Origin of the sequence: Streptomyces doebereineriae (assembly GCF_031845645.1) — a bacterium.
Classification (GTDB): domain Bacteria; phylum Actinomycetota; class Actinomycetes; order Streptomycetales; family Streptomycetaceae; genus Streptomyces; species Streptomyces canus.
Genome location: NZ_JAVREZ010000007.1, coordinates 123,291 through 139,050 on the forward strand (window position 1 = coordinate 123,291; position 15,760 = coordinate 139,050).

The following is a 15,760-nucleotide window of genomic DNA, read 5'->3' on the forward strand; positions in this document are numbered from 1 at the left end:
GCCAATCCGAAGGCTCGGGCGGCATCTCAGAGTTCGTACGACATGTCCTCGAAGATCATGTCGCGCATCAGCTCGCTGGCACCGGCGGCGATCGTTCCCGCCATGGCGTCGCGATAGTGGCGGGCCACCGCCGAGCCCTCGGCATAGCCCCGCGCACCGTGGTATTGGACACAGACCTGGGCCGCCTCGACTGCCAGTTCCGTAGCCTTCAGCTTGAGAATGGAGGCGGTCCGGCTGTTCAGATCGCCTCGGCTGTGGCGCCATGCCGCCCGGTGGGCGAAGTGCCGTACCAGCTCGAACTCCGCCACCAGATCTGCCAGTCGGTGCTTGACCGCCTGTTTCGTGGCGAGCGGCGCATCTCCCACCCGGTGCTCCCGGACGTGTGCGCCGAGCAGCGCAAGACAGGAGTGGACGCCGCCCACGGCAAGGAGTCCGGCGACCAGGCGCTCGAATTCCAGGGCCTTCATCAGGTACATCAGCGCGCGATCCTGACGGCCGATCAACTGGTCCGCGGCTATCCGGACCTGATCGAACTCGATGCGGCATACGTCCGCACTGCGCATGCCGAGCATGGGCTCGGGCCGACGGATCACGCCGGGGCTGTCGCCCTCCACGAGGACCAGGCTGGCGCCCGTCAGACCTCTGCCCGCAGTGGCCTGACGGGTCCTGACCAGCGTGACGAACAGGTCGGCCTGCGTGCCGTTCACCACCGGCCACTTACAGCCGTTGACGTAGCGGCCCGCCTCATCGGCCGACAGAGCCTCAGTTCGCATTCCGCTCAGGTCGGTGCCGGCGCCGTCCTCGCTGATCGCCAATGCGACAACGAGCTCCCCGCTGCGGATCCGCGGCAGATATCTCCTCTTCTGCTCAGGGGTGCCGAACAGCTCCAGATAGGACGGGGCCATATAGGCGTGCACCCCGACGGCCGCCCGGACACCGGCGTACCCGGTGCGGCCCAGCTCCTCCAGGAAGACAGCACTGCGCAGAAAGTCCTCCCCCCCGTGCCCGAGCGCCAACAGCCCCTGCTCGCCCAGCGTCCGCCACCCTTCTGCCGGGATGCACGCACCCTGTTCCCACTTCTCCGCGTGGAGCAGCACAGACTGCGCGAGAAGACGCCGGACCCGCTCCCTGAACTCGTCCTGCCCGGCGAAGGCGTACGGGTCGCCTATGACTGGTTCGCCAGCGGGTTCGCTCACTTGACGGAGACCACCGTGTGGTCGTCCAGGATGTCCGTGATCTTTCCTGGGATCTTGAAGACCGCGTTGGGTGTGCCGGCGGCGGCCCAGGTCTCCTCGAAGGTCAACAGGTCCTCGTCGACCAGCACAGTCAGACGCTCACGGTGGGCCAGCGGCGGCACACCGCCGATGGTGTACCCGGTGACCTGCTTGACGAACTCCGCGTCCGCCTTGCCGATCTTCCCGCCGACGTGGGCCGCGATGGCCTTCTCGTTCACCCGGTTCGGGCCACTGGCGAGTACCATCACCGGCTCGCCCGTCGACTCCTTGCGAAACACGAGCGACTTCACGATCTGCGATTTCTGGCAGCCCAGGGCGTTGGCCGCGTCGTCCGCGGTGCGGGTCGAGTCGGGAAGTTCGACAACGGTCAGATCCAGGCCGCGCTGGTGAAGGGCGTCCTGGAACTGCTGTGCCCGCTTGCTGATGGTCATACTGGTGTAACTCCCGTTGGCTGTACGTGAGATGAGAGCAGTGCAAGGCGGTCGACCTTACCGGTCGCCGTCAGCGGCAACGCACGGCACGGATGTATGCCGGAGGGGATCATGTACCCCGGCAACCGTGTCCCGAGGTGCGCCCTCAGTACCTCGGGCGAGAAGTCCTCGCTCTGCGGCACGACAAAGGCGACGAGCGCCTTCTCGCCCGTCGGGCGCACGGTGACGGTGACATAGCTCTGCTGCACCATGGGATGGGACCTGATGTGGTGGGCCACCTCGTCCAGTTCGATACGGAACCCGTTGATCTTCACCTGGTCGTCCTGACGCCCCTGGAAGATCAGATCTCCGTCTGCGCGCAGATAGGCGCGGTCACCGGTGCGGTAGAGGCGCTCGGGCACCCCGGACACCTCGCGGTCGACGAACCGTTCCTTGGTGACGTCCGGCATGCCCAGATACCCCGGGGAAAGGCCGGCACCCGCCAGCAGTACCTCGCCGGTCTCACCTGGTGCGCACAGCTTGTCGCCGTTCACCACGTACAGGCGGGTGTTCTGGACAGGACGGCCGATGGGCAGCGCGGGATCCTCCGGACGCACTTCCCTGACAGGGTGAAACGTGGCGAAGGTCGTGCACTCGGTGGGGCCGTACACACTGACCAACCGCTCCCGGCCGTAGTGCTGCAGCGCCTTCTCGATGTGCTTGACGGAGTGCGCCTCGCCGCCCGTGAGGATGGTCTCGAGACCACCGAGAATCTCGGGCGCCTCGTCCACCACCGTGTTGAACAGGGCCGTGGTCAGGAACAGTACGGTGACACGGTGCTCGTCCAGAACCCGCTTCAGCTCGGACAGACGCACATGCTTCCCGGGGTACAGGACACAGGTCCCCCCGTTGAGCAGCGCACCCCAAATCTCGAACGTGGCCGCGTCGAAGGACACGGGTGCCAGGTTCAGCAGCGTGGTGTCCGCGTCAAGGCGCGCATACACAGCGCCGAAGACCAGGCGCGCGATGGCACGGTGCTGGATCGGGACGCCTTTGGGCCTGCCGGTGGAGCCCGAGGTGAAGTTGATGTAAGCGATGTCCTGAGGGCCGACTGCCACGACCGGGCCCTTTCGGCTGCGCGGCGGTTCCGCGTACCTGGCCGGGACTACCTCGCACTCGGGAAAGCGCTCGGCGAGCTGCATGGCCGGATCGGCGAGCACCCTGCGACAGCGGGCATCGGCGAACAGGGCCCTCAGCCGTGCATCGGGCCATGAGACATCGAAGGGCATATAGGCAGCTCCGCACTTGAGCACCGCGAGCAGGCCGACGATCAGTTCCGGGGACCGCTCGATGCAGACACCGACGGCGTCTCCCGGACGCACTCCCCGCTTCCACAGCTCGTCCGCGAGACCGTTGGCGAGTTCGTTGATTTCGCCGTACGTCAGTGTTCGGTCGCGGTGAACGACGGCCACGGCGTCGACGTGCCGGGCCGCGCAGTTCTCGAAGAGTTGCTTGACGCCGACCTCGTCGGGATAGGGGACGGCGGTGCGATTGATCTCCCGGTGGATCGACAACGCCTCAGCTGTGCAGGTCAGGCTCTTCACGCGCGCCCTCCAATCGGGCGTTGACGACATCCAGCAAGGGCTCTCGGTGTGTCTCCAGGAAGAAGTGCCCGCCGGCCACGCCGAGCAGCTCGCAGTCGTCCTCGGTGTAGTGCTTCCAGTCCCGCATGGACTCGGGCCCGTCGATCGGGTCATCCCGGCCGTACAGGGCGGTGACGGCCACGTTCACACCCCTGCCGTGCCGGTCACCCCACAGTTCCGCGAGCCGGATCTCAGCGCGTACGGTCGGCAGGAAGAGCCTCATCAGCGCTCTGTCGTCCAGGACTTCGGCCGGAGTGCCACCCATGGCACGCAGGGCGTCCAGGAAACCGACCTCGGACAACTCATGCATGTACGGCCGGTGTTGAGGACTGCTGGGGCTTCGCGACCCGGACAGGAAGAGCCGACGGGTGAGCTCACCGTGCTCGGCCACGGACAAGTGGCCCAGCTCATAGGCCAGTCGGGCCCCGAAGCTGTGACCGTAAAAAGCATGGGGCTCATCCAGGTACGGCGCCAGCGCGGCATAGGTATCCGTGATCAACGGCTCCCATTCGGTGTACAGGTCCTCGCTCAGCCTCGGCCCTCTGCCGGGCAGCCTGACAGCGAACAACTCCACATGGGCGCTCAGACCGTCCGCCCAGGCCCTGAAGAGATCGGGGCTTCCGCCCGCATAGGGCAGGCAGATCAACCGGACGATCGGCGTGGCGGACGCCTCCCTGAGTTTCATCACCCATCTGCCGCTGCCAGGCCGCCGCACCAGCATGCCTAGCGCTCGCCGCCCGCACTCGCCAGTGAGCCATTGCGCCGGATCGCTGCCGCGATGTCACGCAGACTGCTCTCCGCATACAGGTCGTCGGGCGGAAGAGCGTCCTCACCGTATGTCTCTTCCGCCTTGCCGATCAGCCTCATCGCGGTCAACGAGGTACCGCCGGCTTCGAAGAAGTCACTGTCGGCGTCCGTGACCGGCAGGCCGAGACCCTTGCAGATCTCGACCACCCAGTCTTCGATCTCATCTTGGTTGTCGGAAGCACGCATGGCGCTGCTCGTCTCCTCTCGCTGGGGTTCTGCGGCCTCAGGACGTGCCGGGGCGTGGGTGCCTAGCGGACCGGGAAGCGGTACCCGTTGACCGTGGTCTCGACGAATCGGTTGTGCTGGAATTCATCCTTGCCGGAGACGAGCACATTGCCGAACCTGTCGAGACTCGCAGCACCGCCGAATTCCTCAAGAGCGTCCGAGTGCGGATAAACCTTCACGGACGTCGGCAGATAACGACCGGCAAAGCCGAGTCGCATCTGGTCGTTGAGACCGCTGTGCGGGTGTGACGCATGCATCAGAGTCGACCAGAAGATGATGAACTGGCCCTGCCGCATCACCTGCGATTCGGCCTTCGACTCGTCCGGGCTCCAGTGGGGATCCTTTTGCAGCTGACGATAATCGTAGCCGAAGAAACCTCGCCGCACACCGCCCTTCTCCTTCTTGTTGATGGAGTCGGCGTCGTACGTCATCGTTTTCGACTCGTCGTAGTTCATCGTCTTGTGCGAACCCGGAATGAACTGCAGGCAGCCGTTTTCGATCGACGCCTCGGTGAAGGCGGACCACACGGTGATGGTGCCACCGAACTCGGCGTCCTCCGGCCAGACGATCTGCGGGTGCTTGGAGCCGGCCACGTTCGAGAAGTTGTCGGCCTGATGCCAGTCCGTGCCCTCGTCACCGGGGTACTTGGGGAAGAACTCGCTCCGCCAGCACAGGACATCCGGGCCCAGCAGGCTGGCGACCCGATGGACGATCTCGGGCTTGGAGATGTGCTCCGCCAGGAAGTCGACATCAAGATGCCGATCATAGTTGGCCAGATTCGTCACACCAGAAACAGCCTTGTCCTGGCTGTAGATCGCTTTCTTGGTGTTCAGCAGTTTGGGGCGCAATGCGCGGAGATTCTTCTCCATCTCCTCGGGCTCATACAGGTCAAACGGACCTATGAACCCGTTGCGGTGAAACTGCTCGATCTCCTCGGCCGTGAGCGAGAAGTCCAGATCCTGCATTTCACACCTTTCTCCGAACATACACTGAAACAGAGCTGGAAAACAGAGGCCCAAAGAGGATGAACTCGACCCCGGCTTCCTTTACTACCGCATTGCGCCTCCAGGGCGCCTCGAGCCGTGCGGACAACGCAACGAAGGACAGGGTCCGTCACCGTTCCGCTTCACAATCACTGCCAGCGCACTCCGCAGTCTGGCACAGCTACCGCCCTGAGCCGGGTAAGGGAATTCCCCGACTGGTCGATCCGCGAGCGGCCTGCGAGCCTCGGACCGACTTTGCAGAGATCGTTTGACTCGACGGGAACAGTGTGGTGTCGCATGAACGCACTACGGGTGTGGTCGGAGGTGGACGAAGTCCGGATGTGGCTGCTGTGTCTGCCGCCCGGAGGGGGCAGTGCGCGGCTGTTCAAGGGCTGGGCCGACCTGCTGCCCACGGGCCTCGGAGTGGCCACACTCGAACTGCCCGGCCGTGGCGGCCGGCAGGCCGAGCCGCCGGCCACGAGTCTCGAGGGCGCCGTCACGGAATTCGCCGACGCCGCGGCACCACTGCTGGAGCGGCCGGTGATGCTCTTCGGACACAGCATGGGGGCGGTCCTGGCGCTCGACCTGGCCTACGAGCTGCGTGCCCGACGCGGTTGGAAGCCGGTGGCGCTGGTGGCCGCCGCGAGTGAGCCGCCCGAGCAACGGACGGTGTCGAAGTCCTCGTCCGATGCCTCGGACGAGGAACTGATGACCTGGCTTCGCGGCCTCGGCGGCACATCCGAAGAACTGCTCGCCAGCCGAGAGTTTCTCGACGAGATGCTGCCGGCACTGCGCGCCGATCTCCAGCTCGTCGAACGCAGGAGGCAGCGTGCGGAACCACCGCTCGACTGTCCGCTCCACGTCTACCTCGGCGCGCGGGACCCGACGGTCGACGGGCCCGCGGCGGAGCGCTTGTGGGCCACGCACACGACACGCGAACAGCCACCTCGCACCTTTCCCGGTGGCCACTTCTTCGTTCAGGAATCCGTCGAGCTGGTCCTGGCCGCGCTGGCCGAAGACGCGAACGCCGCCGTCGGCGGCCGGCTCATGCGATCCGGCTGAGCGATGCAGGCGCACGAGGGCGAGGCCGAACAGGAGGAACAGGCATGGTGAAGGCGGATACATCCGAAGCGCACGAAGGTGACGCGGACAGCGGCACGGTCGGAGAAGCGGCCGAACGGACCGGTCAGCTCCCGCTGGAGGGGCTCTCAGAGGAACGCAGGGCGCTGCTCACCCTGGAGCTCGCCCGGCGGAAGGCAGTAGCGCTGAAGCCGCGCAAGCTGCCGCGCGAGGGCGCTGAGCCGAGGTTCCCGCTGTCCTACGCCCAGGAGCGGCTCTGGTTCCTCGCGCAGGCGGACCCTGAATCGACGGCCTACGTGATGTCCGGAGCCCTGCGCCTTCGGGGCGCACTGGACCGGCGGGCCCTCAGCGGTGCCCTGGACGAGATCGTGCGTCGGCACGAGGTGCTCCGCACCACCTTCCCCGACGAGGGCGGTCGCCCTGAGCAGCGTGTCGGGCGACCCCGGCCTGTGGCGCTTCCAGTGGTGAACGCGGCCGCCGAGGACGAGATCGCCGCCGCGCTCCGGGCCGAGACCACCACGCCCTTCGACCTCACGTCCGATCTCATGGTGCGCGCTCGGCTGTTGCGGCTCTCCGACACCGATCATGTGCTGGTGCTGGGGCTCCACCACATCGCAGCCGACGGCTGGACGCTCGGCGTCCTGCTGCGTGAGCTCGGCGCACTCTACGACGCCTTCCAGCGCGGTCTGCCCTCGCCTCTGGCAGAGCTCGAGACGCAGTACGCCGACTACGCCGTCTGGCAGCGGGACTGGCTCGCCACCGGCCCCCTGGACAACCAGATCGACTACTGGCGGAAGCGGCTCGACGGCGCCCCCGTGCTGGAGCTCCCCGCAGACGTCGCGCCGACGGCGGCACGCACCTGGAGGGGTGCGTCGAAGCCGTTCGACCTCCCGACGGAACTGTGGAAAGGAGTGGCCTCCTTCGCCGAGGAGCACCGGACGACCCCGTACATGGTCCTGGTCGCGGCGTTCGCGGTCGTGTTGGCACGGTGGAGCGGCGAACGGGACGTCGTGATCGGTTCGCCTCTGGCCGGGCGGACACACCCCGAACTGGAGCCGCTGGCCGGGTTCTTCGTCAACACCCTGCCACTGCGCGTGGACGTGCCCGGCGCAGCGTCGTTCGCGACGCTGCTCGCCGAGGTCAAGCGGACCTGCACCGACGCCTACGCCCACCAGGACGTCCCTTTCGGCAAGCTCGTCCAAGCGCTGCGACCGGATCGCTCGCTCGGCCCCGTGCCGCTGGTGCAGGTGATGCTCGCACTGCGCGACGTGCCGGGACAGGCGCCCGCATTGGCCGGGCTCGACGTCGAGGAGCTGGACCTGGCGACCAACCAGGATGCGAGCAAGTTCGACCTCGTCCTCGATCTGGTGCCGGAGCCCGACGGTCGGCTGCGCTGCCGGGTCGAGTTCAGCACGGACCTCTTCGAAGCTGCCACCGCGGGGAGGATCGCCGACGCGTTCGTCAGGGTGCTCGAAGCCGCCCTGGCCGAACCCGACCAGCTCGTCGACCGGCTGCCACTGCTGTCGGCCAAGGAGCGGGAACATCTCGTCGGCGAGCTGTCCGGGGTCGGCGACGCGAGCGCCGCCGAGGGCCGCCTGGACGCCCTCGTCGAAGCACAGGCAATGGCCCGGCCGGACGCCCCGGCGGTCGAGTGCGGCGACACCGTACTCACCTACCGTGAGTTGACCGCGCGCGCCGACCGGCTCGCGCACCGACTGCGCTCACTCGGTGCAGGACCGGAACACGTCATCGGTGTCTGTCTGGCCCGCTCGGCCGACATGGTGGTGGCCCTGCTCGGCATCCTCAAGGCGGGCGCCGCGTACATGCCGCTCGACCCAGGCTATCCGCAGGCCAGGATCGATCTGATGATCCGCGACTCGGGCGTCTCACTCGTCGTCACCGACCGCGCCGTGGCCGCCGACGGCCGACTGAACGCGGTAGAGGGGAACACCGGGCCCACGCACGTGCTCCTGGACGACATCGGCGTGGAGGAGGAGGCGGAACCACTGCCCGGGCCGGCGCATCCGCGCACGCTGGCCTACGTGATCTACACCTCGGGCTCCACCGGCCGGCCGAAGGGCTCGGCCAACGAACACGGCGGCGTGGTGAACACCCTCACCGGGCTGAACCGGACCCTCGGTCTCGGGCCGACGGACCGGATGCTGGCGATTTCCAGCCTCAACTACGACATGTCTGTCTACGAGATCCTCGGCAGCCTTCTCGCGGGTGCGTGCGTGGTCGTCCCGCCGGATGATCTCGAGATAACCGATCCGGTACAGCTGCGTCGGCTCGTCATCGACACCCGGGTCACCGCATGGAGCTCGGCGCCGGCACTGCTCGAGCTGCTGGTCAACCACGCTCACGGCGGCCCCGGCCTGGACGGCGCCGCACTGCGCACGGCCGTCCTCGGTGGCGACCGGCTGCCGCCGGCGCTCGCCGAGCGACTCGGCGAACTGCTTCCGGATCTGCGGCTCTACAACCTCGCCGGCATGACCGAGGTCTCGTACTGCTCGACCTACCACCTCGTGCGGCGCCCCGAACCGGTCCCCGGCGTCATCCCGTGGGGCCGCCCGCTGCCCAACCAGCGCCTGTACGTCCTCGACGCGCACGGTGAACCCGTGCCCGTCGGTGTGCGCGGTGAGCTCTTCATCGGCGGTGCGGGCGTGCGGCGTGGTTACTGGCGCCGTCCGGCCCTGTCGGCGCAGCGGTTCACGCCCGACCCGTTCAGCAGCGACCCCTCCGGGCGGCTCTACCGCACCGGCGACGCCGCGCGCTGGCGTTCCTCGGGCGAGCTGGAGTTCCTGGGACGGCTCGACCACCAGGTGAAGCTGCGCGGCTTGCGGATCGAACCGGGCGAGATCGAGGCTGCCCTGACCTCCCATCAGGACGTAAAGCGCAGCATTGTGCTCCTGCGGGGCGTGGGCACCGAGCAACGCCTGGTGGCCTATCTCACCACCCAGGGCCCGTTGCCACCGAGCGTCGGTGAGCTGCGCCGGTACCTGCTCGACCGGCTGCCCGACCACATGGTGCCCTCGGCCTTCATGCTCATGCAGGAGTTCCCTCTGCAGCCGAGCGGCAAGCTCGATCGGGCTGCACTGCCCGACCCTGCCGCGGACCGGCCCGAACTGTCCGGTGCCTACGTCGAGCCCACCACGCCGCTGGAGAAGGTGCTCGCCGGGATCTGGGGCGAGGTTCTCGAGCTGGACCGGGTGGGGGTGGCCGACGACTTCTTCGACCTCGGAGGTCACTCGTTGCTCGTGACCCAGGCGGTCTCCCGGATTCGCGACCTGTTTCGGGTGGATTTCTCGATCCGCGGCTTCCTGGCCGCGGGCACGGTGCTCGCCCTGGCCGACGGGCTCCGGTCAGCGGCAGCCGAGGCCGGAACGGACGCCGACCGCACGGCGGAGTTGATCCTCCACGTGAGCGGCATGGAGGCGGACCAGGTGGCCAGGGAACTCGCCGAATGAGCCGCTCCGGCGCTGCGGCACCCCGCCCCGGAAGCACGACGTCCGGCCGGGGCCGCTTTCCGGAGCGCCCACCGGGCGGGTTCCCGGCTGCCGCGCCGGGCCCGGAAACAGGCTCGTGCGCCGCGGACCGGACTCGACTCGAAAGCACGGCACACCACCGTGCCGCGCACCGGGGCGGATGGCCGGACCGCGGTGGCATGTCACGATCGCATCGGTCGGCTCCCGGTGGCGACGCCTCGGCCGCTGACCCCGTGGGCAGCCGAAACGGCGTCGGTGCTGCCGTCACCCTCGCTCGCCGCGGACGGCCGTACCCTCCGGCGCCGATCGGATTGCGGCCGCCGCCGGGGAACGGGGGTACGTGACTGTCGGGTTCGTCGCGGCGCGCGTAGCGCCGGGACCGGTGCCGGGGATGCGCGCCCCGGGAAGGCGAGGCCGGGACACCTGGTGGCCTGCCGCCTCATGGGGGCGCCGTGGACGTCGACGGGCGCGATTCTGCCGCGGGCTCGAACTCCTGCTGGAGGCCGGTCGCCGGTGGCCTTTCGATGACCGCCACTTCTCTTGATCACCCCGGCTTCCATCGCCGCCCGGCTCAACCGGGTTTCGCCGACGCCGCCCCCTTCCACGACCGCCTGCTCCGCTGCCGCTGACCGACCTTCGTTCGAGGAGTTCCCATGGGCCCCACCTTCATCGAGACGCTCCGCCGGCGGGCCGAGACCACTCCTCGTCGCCTGGCACTGGAATTCGAGGTCTCGGAGACAGATGTCCGCAGCCTGGACTACGCCGAACTCGACCGCGGCGCCAGGGCGGTCGCCGCGCTGATCCAGAAGCACGCCCGACCGGGTGACCGCGTCCTGCTCCTCCACCAGCCCGGCCCCGACTACGTGACGGCGTTCTTCGGCTGCCTGTACTCCGGCGCTGTCGCCGTCCCGGTCTACCCACCACTCGGCACACACGGCCTTGAGCGGGTACGTGCCATCGCCTCCGACTCCGGTGCCGTGCTCGCCCTGGTCGACACCGTCACGCTCGCCGCGATCGATGACCGCGGCAGCCGGCTTGATCTGGGTTCCTCCCTCCAGTGGGCGACCACCGACGATGCGACGACAGCGCCGGAGGACTGGCAGGAGCCGGAAGTGTCCCAGGACGACCTGGCGTTCCTCCAGTACACGTCGGGCTCCACCGGGACGCCGAAAGGCGTCATGCTCAGCCATGCCAACCTCGTGCACAACTCGGCGACGATCGGGCGGTCACTCGGGCTGGACGAGAACAGCCGCGGCGTCAGCTGGCTTCCCCCGTACCACGACATGGGGCTGATCGGCGGCATCCTGCAGCCCGTGCACACGGGCTTCCCCTGCACACTTCTCTCACCGCTGACCTTTCTCCACCAGCCGATGCGCTGGCTGCGGGCACTCAGCCGCACCCGGGCGACCATTACCGCCGCCCCCGACTTCGCCTACGCCGAGGTGCTGCGCCGCACCGAACCGGGGGACCGTGACGAGCTCGACCTGTCGGCACTGCGGCACGCGCTCGTGGGCGCGGAGCCGGTGCGCCGTGCCACGATGGACGCGTTCGCCGAGAGCTTTCGGGCAGCGGGTTTCTCCCGCTCGGCGTTCTACCCGTGCTACGGCCTCGCCGAGGCCACCCTGTTCGTCGCCGGCAGGGTCGACCCGGGGGCCGAGCCCGCTGTCCTGCGTGTGCAGCGGTCGGCGCTGGACTCCGGCCAGGCGGTCGTCGCCGCTTCCGGTGAGTCCGCCGCCGAGCTGACCGGCTGCGGCTGGGCACACTACGAGGACCTGACGCTGATCGTCGATCCCGCCACGGGCGAGCCGCTGCCCGAGGGCGTCGTGGGTGAGGTCTGGGTCAGCGGCCCGACCGTCGCCCGCGGCTACTGGAAACGGCCCGAGCAGACCGCCATCGACTTCGAGGCCACGGCCCAGGGCCACCCGGGACGCACCTTTCTGCGCACCGGGGACCTGGGCTTCCGACACGACGCGGAACTGTACGTGACCGGCCGGATCAAGGATCTGATCATCGTCCGCGGCCGCAACCTGTACCCGCCGGATCTCGAGATGACGGCCGAGCGGGCCCACCCGCTCCTGCACCCGGGGCGGAGCGCGGCCATCGCCGTCGACGACGGAGCCTCGGAGCGGGTTGTGCTCGTCCACGAAGTGGTCCGGAAATTCCGCGAAGAGGACGAGCCCCTCGTCGTCAAGGCCGTGCGCGAGGCCGTGGCGGCAGAACACGGGATCTCGCTCGCGGACGTCGTCCTCGTCCGGGTCGGCAAGATCCCGCGCACCAGCAGCGGCAAGGTCCGGCGCGCGGAGTGCCGCGCGCGCTGGCTCGCCGGAACCCTGGAACCGGTGGCGACGGCCGGGCGGACGGAACCGGCGACGACGATCCCCGCTGAGCTGGCCGAGCTCCTCGCAACCGCGCTGGACACCGATCCCACCGCCCTCGTCGCGGACGCACCGCTGGTTGGCCAGGGGCTCGACTCGCTGCGCGCCGTCCGCCTCAAGGCGGCGCTCTTCGACGCGCGCGGGGTGAACGTCCCCCTCACCCGGTTTCTGGACGGCCTCACACCGCTGGACCTCGCCGCGTTCCCGGCTCGTGAACCCGCGCGGCCGTCCGGCGCCCCTCTCCCGGGGCCGACCGTCGTCACCCCCCAGCAGGAACGGATGTGGCTGCTCGACCAGATGGGCGCCGGCGGTGCCTATCACATCGCCGGCGGGCTGCATCTGCACGGCCCGCTCGACCGGGCGCTGCTGGAGCGGTGTCTCACCGGACTCTTCGAGGAAGTCCCGCTCCTGCGCTCGGTGTTCCTGCGCGGACCGGACGATTCACTGAGCCTGTCCGTCCGGTCCACCGCCGATGTGTTCCGGCTGCCGTTTCGCGACCTGACGGCGCCGGGCGAGGATCGCGTGAGAGAAGAACTGCGCGCACTGGCCGCCGAGCCGTTCGATCTCGGCACCGGCCCGCTCGTACGTCTGCTGCTGTTGCGACGGAGCGCACAGGAATGGGTGCTCGGCGTCGCCGCGCACCACTCGGTGCTCGACGGCTGGTCGATGGGCCTGCTGCTGCAGCGGCTCGGCGACGCCTACCGGGAGGGCGGAACGGTCGGTCCCGTACCGGCGGCAGTCGCTTCCCGCGTGTCGTGGACCGAGGAGACCCTCGCCGCATGGCGCGACCGGCTCGACGGGGCACAGGCGCTGGAGCTGCCCACCGATCGTCCCGTTCCGGCCGCGCCGGCCTGGGACGGCGGCTCCCTGCCCGTCCGGATCCCCGCGGATCTGGTCGGCAGGCTGCAGACGGTCGCCGTGGCCCGGGGAGCCACCCCCTTCATGGTTCTGGTGGCGGCCTTCGGCATCCTTCTTGGTCGATGGAGCGGCCAGGACGACCTGGTGGTCGGCACCGTGACAGCGGGCCGGGACCAGCCCGGCACCGATGCCGCCATCGGCATGCTCGCCGACACCCTGCCGCTGCGTGTACGGACCCGTTCGGCCGGTTTCGGCGCCGTCATCGACGACGTACGGGACCAGTGTCTCGCGGCCTACGACCACGGACGGCCACCGTTCGACGAGATCGTCCGTGCGGCCGCGGAGCGGCCCGCCGACGGTCGTGCTCCGCTGGTACGCGCTCTCCTCGTGCTCCAGAACCTCCCGATCGACGCCTGGGAGGCCAGGGGCATGCGCGCTGAGCCCTTCGAACTGCCCGCGCCCGGCGCACAGTTCGAGCTGTCCGTACACCTCCGTCCGGAACTGGACGGCTCACTGACAGGCCACGCCGTCTACGCGACGGACCTCTTCGAGGAGCAGACCGTCGCCGCACTGCTGGCCGGGCTCCCCACCCTGCTCGACGCGGCGCTGACCGAGCCGGCCACCCCTGCCGCCGACCTGCCGACGCTGGCTCCCGCCGAGGCGGAGCGGATCGCGCGAACCGTCGCGGACGGAGGCCCGGCGGCACTCGGCGACGTACTGGTCCACCAGCTCGTCGAGCGCGTCGCACGCTCGGCCCCGGAGGCGACGGCTGTTGCGTGGGACGGCGGTTCGCTCTCCTACGGCGACCTCGACTCGCGGGCACGGGGGCTGGCGACCCGGCTACGCGCACTCGGTGTGACCGCGGACCAGCCCGTGGCCGTATGTCTGCCCCGCTCGCCCGAGCTGGTCATCGCGGTGTACGCCGTGCTCCTCGCCGGAGGCGCCTACCTGCCCCTCGACATCGCTCACCCGTCGGCCCGCCTCAGGCGACAGATCGGCGACGCGCGGGCCAGGGTACTCATCGGAGCCACGCCAGGGTTCGCCCTTCCCGAGGGCACCGTGCTGGTCGATCCCGAGGAGAGCGGCACCGGCCTGTTCACACCATCGGAGACGCTGCCCGGCCACCTCGCCAACGTGCTGTTCACCTCAGGCTCGACGGGCGAGCCCAAGGCCGTGATGACGACCCACGCCGCCTTGGCGAACCAACTCGTGTGGTTCCAGCACTCCTACGGACTGGAAGCCGGGGAGGCGGTGCTGCTGAAAACCCCGGTGAGCTTCGATGTGGCGGGCCTGGAGCTGCTGGCGCCGCTGGTGGCCGGGGCCAAGGTGGTCCTCGCCCGGCCGGAAGGACACCGTGACCCCTATTACCTCGCCCATCTGATCGCCCAGCACGCCGTCACCACCTGCCACTTCGTCCCGTCGATGCTCCAGATCTTCCTGGAGGAGCCCGCCGCCGCGCACGCCTCTCAGACCCTGCGTCAGGTCATCTGCGCAGGCGAGGAGCTGACCCCTGCGTTGGCCGAACACTTCGCAGCGGTACTGCCAGGCGTACGGCTGCACAATCTGTACGGGCCGACGGAGGCGGCGATCGATGTCGCGGCCCAGCACGTCGATCCCGCGGAGGCGCTCCAGATCCGCGTCCCCATCGGCCGTCCGATCGCGGGCACTCGTCTGTACGTTCTCGACCCATCGGGCAGACTCGCCCCGCCGCTGGCCCCGGGGGAGCTCCACATCGGCGGGATCGCTCCGGCCCGCGGCTATCTCGGCCGCCCCGGCATGACCGCCGAGCGGTTCGTGCCCGACCCCTACCATCCCGGCGAACGCCTGTACCGGACCGGTGACCGCGCCCGGATGCGCCCTGACGGGACATTCGAGTACCTGGGTCGGCTCGATCGCCAACTCAAGATCCGCGGCCAGCGCGTGGAGCCCGGCGAGATCGAGACGGTACTGAACCGGCATGCGCTCGTACGCGCCTCGGTCGTGGAGGCACGGCCCGACACATCGGGTCGGCTGCGGCTGCTGGCCTGGGTCGTACCCGCGGGTGCGGAGTTCCCCTCCCCCGCCATGCTGCGCGCCCATCTCGAAAAGGCACTGCCGGCGGGCCTGGTCCCGGACGCGGTGACCGTGCTGTCGGAATTCCCGGTGAGCCCGCACGGCAAGCTGGATCGCGGGGCACTGCCGGACCCCATCCCCCGGGTGACCGCGCCCGAGGAGACAGTCCCACCGCGCAACCCCGTGGAACGCAGGATCGCCGCCATCTGGAGCGAGGTGCTGGGGATTCCGGAGCCGTCAGTCACCGCCGACTTCTTCCAGCTGGGTGGTCACTCCCTCATGGCCACCCGGGTCGCGATGCGTGTGCGTTATGCGTTCGGAGTCAGCCTTTCCGCCGGTGAGCTGCTCAGCGGCTCGCTGACCATCGAGCGGTTGGCAGCCCTGGTGCAGAGCAGGCAGCTTGCCGAGGCAGGCGACGGCGAGGTGGACGACGTACTCGGCTGGCTGTCCGGGCTGTCGGACGAGGAGGTCACCGAGTTGCTCGCCGAGTAGCCAGGTGATGAGCCGGGTGGTCCCTTCCGGGCAGTCACCCGGCTCTGCTCACAGCCGACATACGACGATGAAGCAGAAGAAGTGCCGACCAAGTATGGCCGGCACTTCCTGTGTC

General features: G+C 69.0%; 9 protein-coding genes. 3 read left to right on the top strand and 6 right to left on the bottom strand.

Annotated elements, in window-relative coordinates:
- Positions 1-26: 26 nt before the first annotated feature.
- The 6 genes from RNB18_RS21550 to RNB18_RS21575 all read right to left on the bottom strand — a co-directional run bounded on the left by RNB18_RS21550 (position 27) and on the right by RNB18_RS21575 (position 5,285).
- Complete coding sequence (locus RNB18_RS21550) at positions 27-1,196, bottom strand: acyl-CoA dehydrogenase family protein (protein ID WP_311715732.1); 1,170 nt, start codon at positions 1,194-1,196, stop codon at positions 27-29.
- Positions 1,193-1,666, bottom strand: a complete 474-nt coding sequence (locus RNB18_RS21555; protein ID WP_311715733.1) for a YbaK/EbsC family protein — start codon at positions 1,664-1,666, stop codon at positions 1,193-1,195. Before RNB18_RS21555 ends, RNB18_RS21550 begins: the two co-directional genes overlap by 4 nt.
- Positions 1,663-3,249 carry an amino acid adenylation domain-containing protein gene (locus RNB18_RS21560; RefSeq protein WP_311715734.1) on the bottom strand — a complete coding sequence of 529 codons (1,587 nt, stop codon included), beginning with the start codon at positions 3,247-3,249 and terminating at the stop codon, positions 1,663-1,665. Before RNB18_RS21560 ends, RNB18_RS21555 begins: the two co-directional genes overlap by 4 nt.
- A complete protein-coding gene (locus RNB18_RS21565; protein ID WP_311715735.1) occupies positions 3,224-3,973 on the bottom strand; it encodes a thioesterase II family protein in 750 nt (249 codons plus the stop codon). Before RNB18_RS21565 ends, RNB18_RS21560 begins: the two co-directional genes overlap by 26 nt.
- Before the next feature lie 38 nt (positions 3,974-4,011).
- Positions 4,012-4,281 (bottom strand): acyl carrier protein, encoded by a 270-nt coding sequence (locus RNB18_RS21570; RefSeq protein WP_311715736.1) that lies wholly within the window; start codon positions 4,279-4,281, stop codon positions 4,012-4,014.
- A 62-nt stretch (positions 4,282-4,343) separates the two neighbouring features.
- Positions 4,344-5,285 carry a chlorinating enzyme gene (locus tag RNB18_RS21575; protein WP_311715737.1) on the bottom strand — a complete coding sequence of 314 codons (942 nt, stop codon included), beginning with the start codon at positions 5,283-5,285 and terminating at the stop codon, positions 4,344-4,346.
- A 315-nt stretch (positions 5,286-5,600) separates the two neighbouring features.
- Here RNB18_RS21575 and RNB18_RS21580 point away from each other — a divergent pair, with 315 nt between their 5' ends.
- The 3 genes from RNB18_RS21580 (at position 5,601) to RNB18_RS21590 (ending at position 15,645) form a co-directional block, all read left to right on the top strand.
- Positions 5,601-6,365: a thioesterase II family protein gene (locus RNB18_RS21580; RefSeq protein ID WP_311715739.1), complete on the top strand. Its 765-nt coding sequence runs from the start codon at positions 5,601-5,603 to the stop codon at positions 6,363-6,365.
- Positions 6,366-6,409: 44 nt separating this feature from the next.
- Positions 6,410-9,850: a non-ribosomal peptide synthetase gene (locus tag RNB18_RS21585; protein WP_311715741.1), complete on the top strand. Its 3,441-nt coding sequence runs from the start codon at positions 6,410-6,412 to the stop codon at positions 9,848-9,850.
- Between the two features lie 671 nt (positions 9,851-10,521).
- Complete coding sequence (locus tag RNB18_RS21590) at positions 10,522-15,645, top strand: non-ribosomal peptide synthetase (RefSeq protein WP_311715742.1); 5,124 nt, start codon at positions 10,522-10,524, stop codon at positions 15,643-15,645.
- The last annotated feature ends 115 nt before the right edge of the window (positions 15,646-15,760 follow it).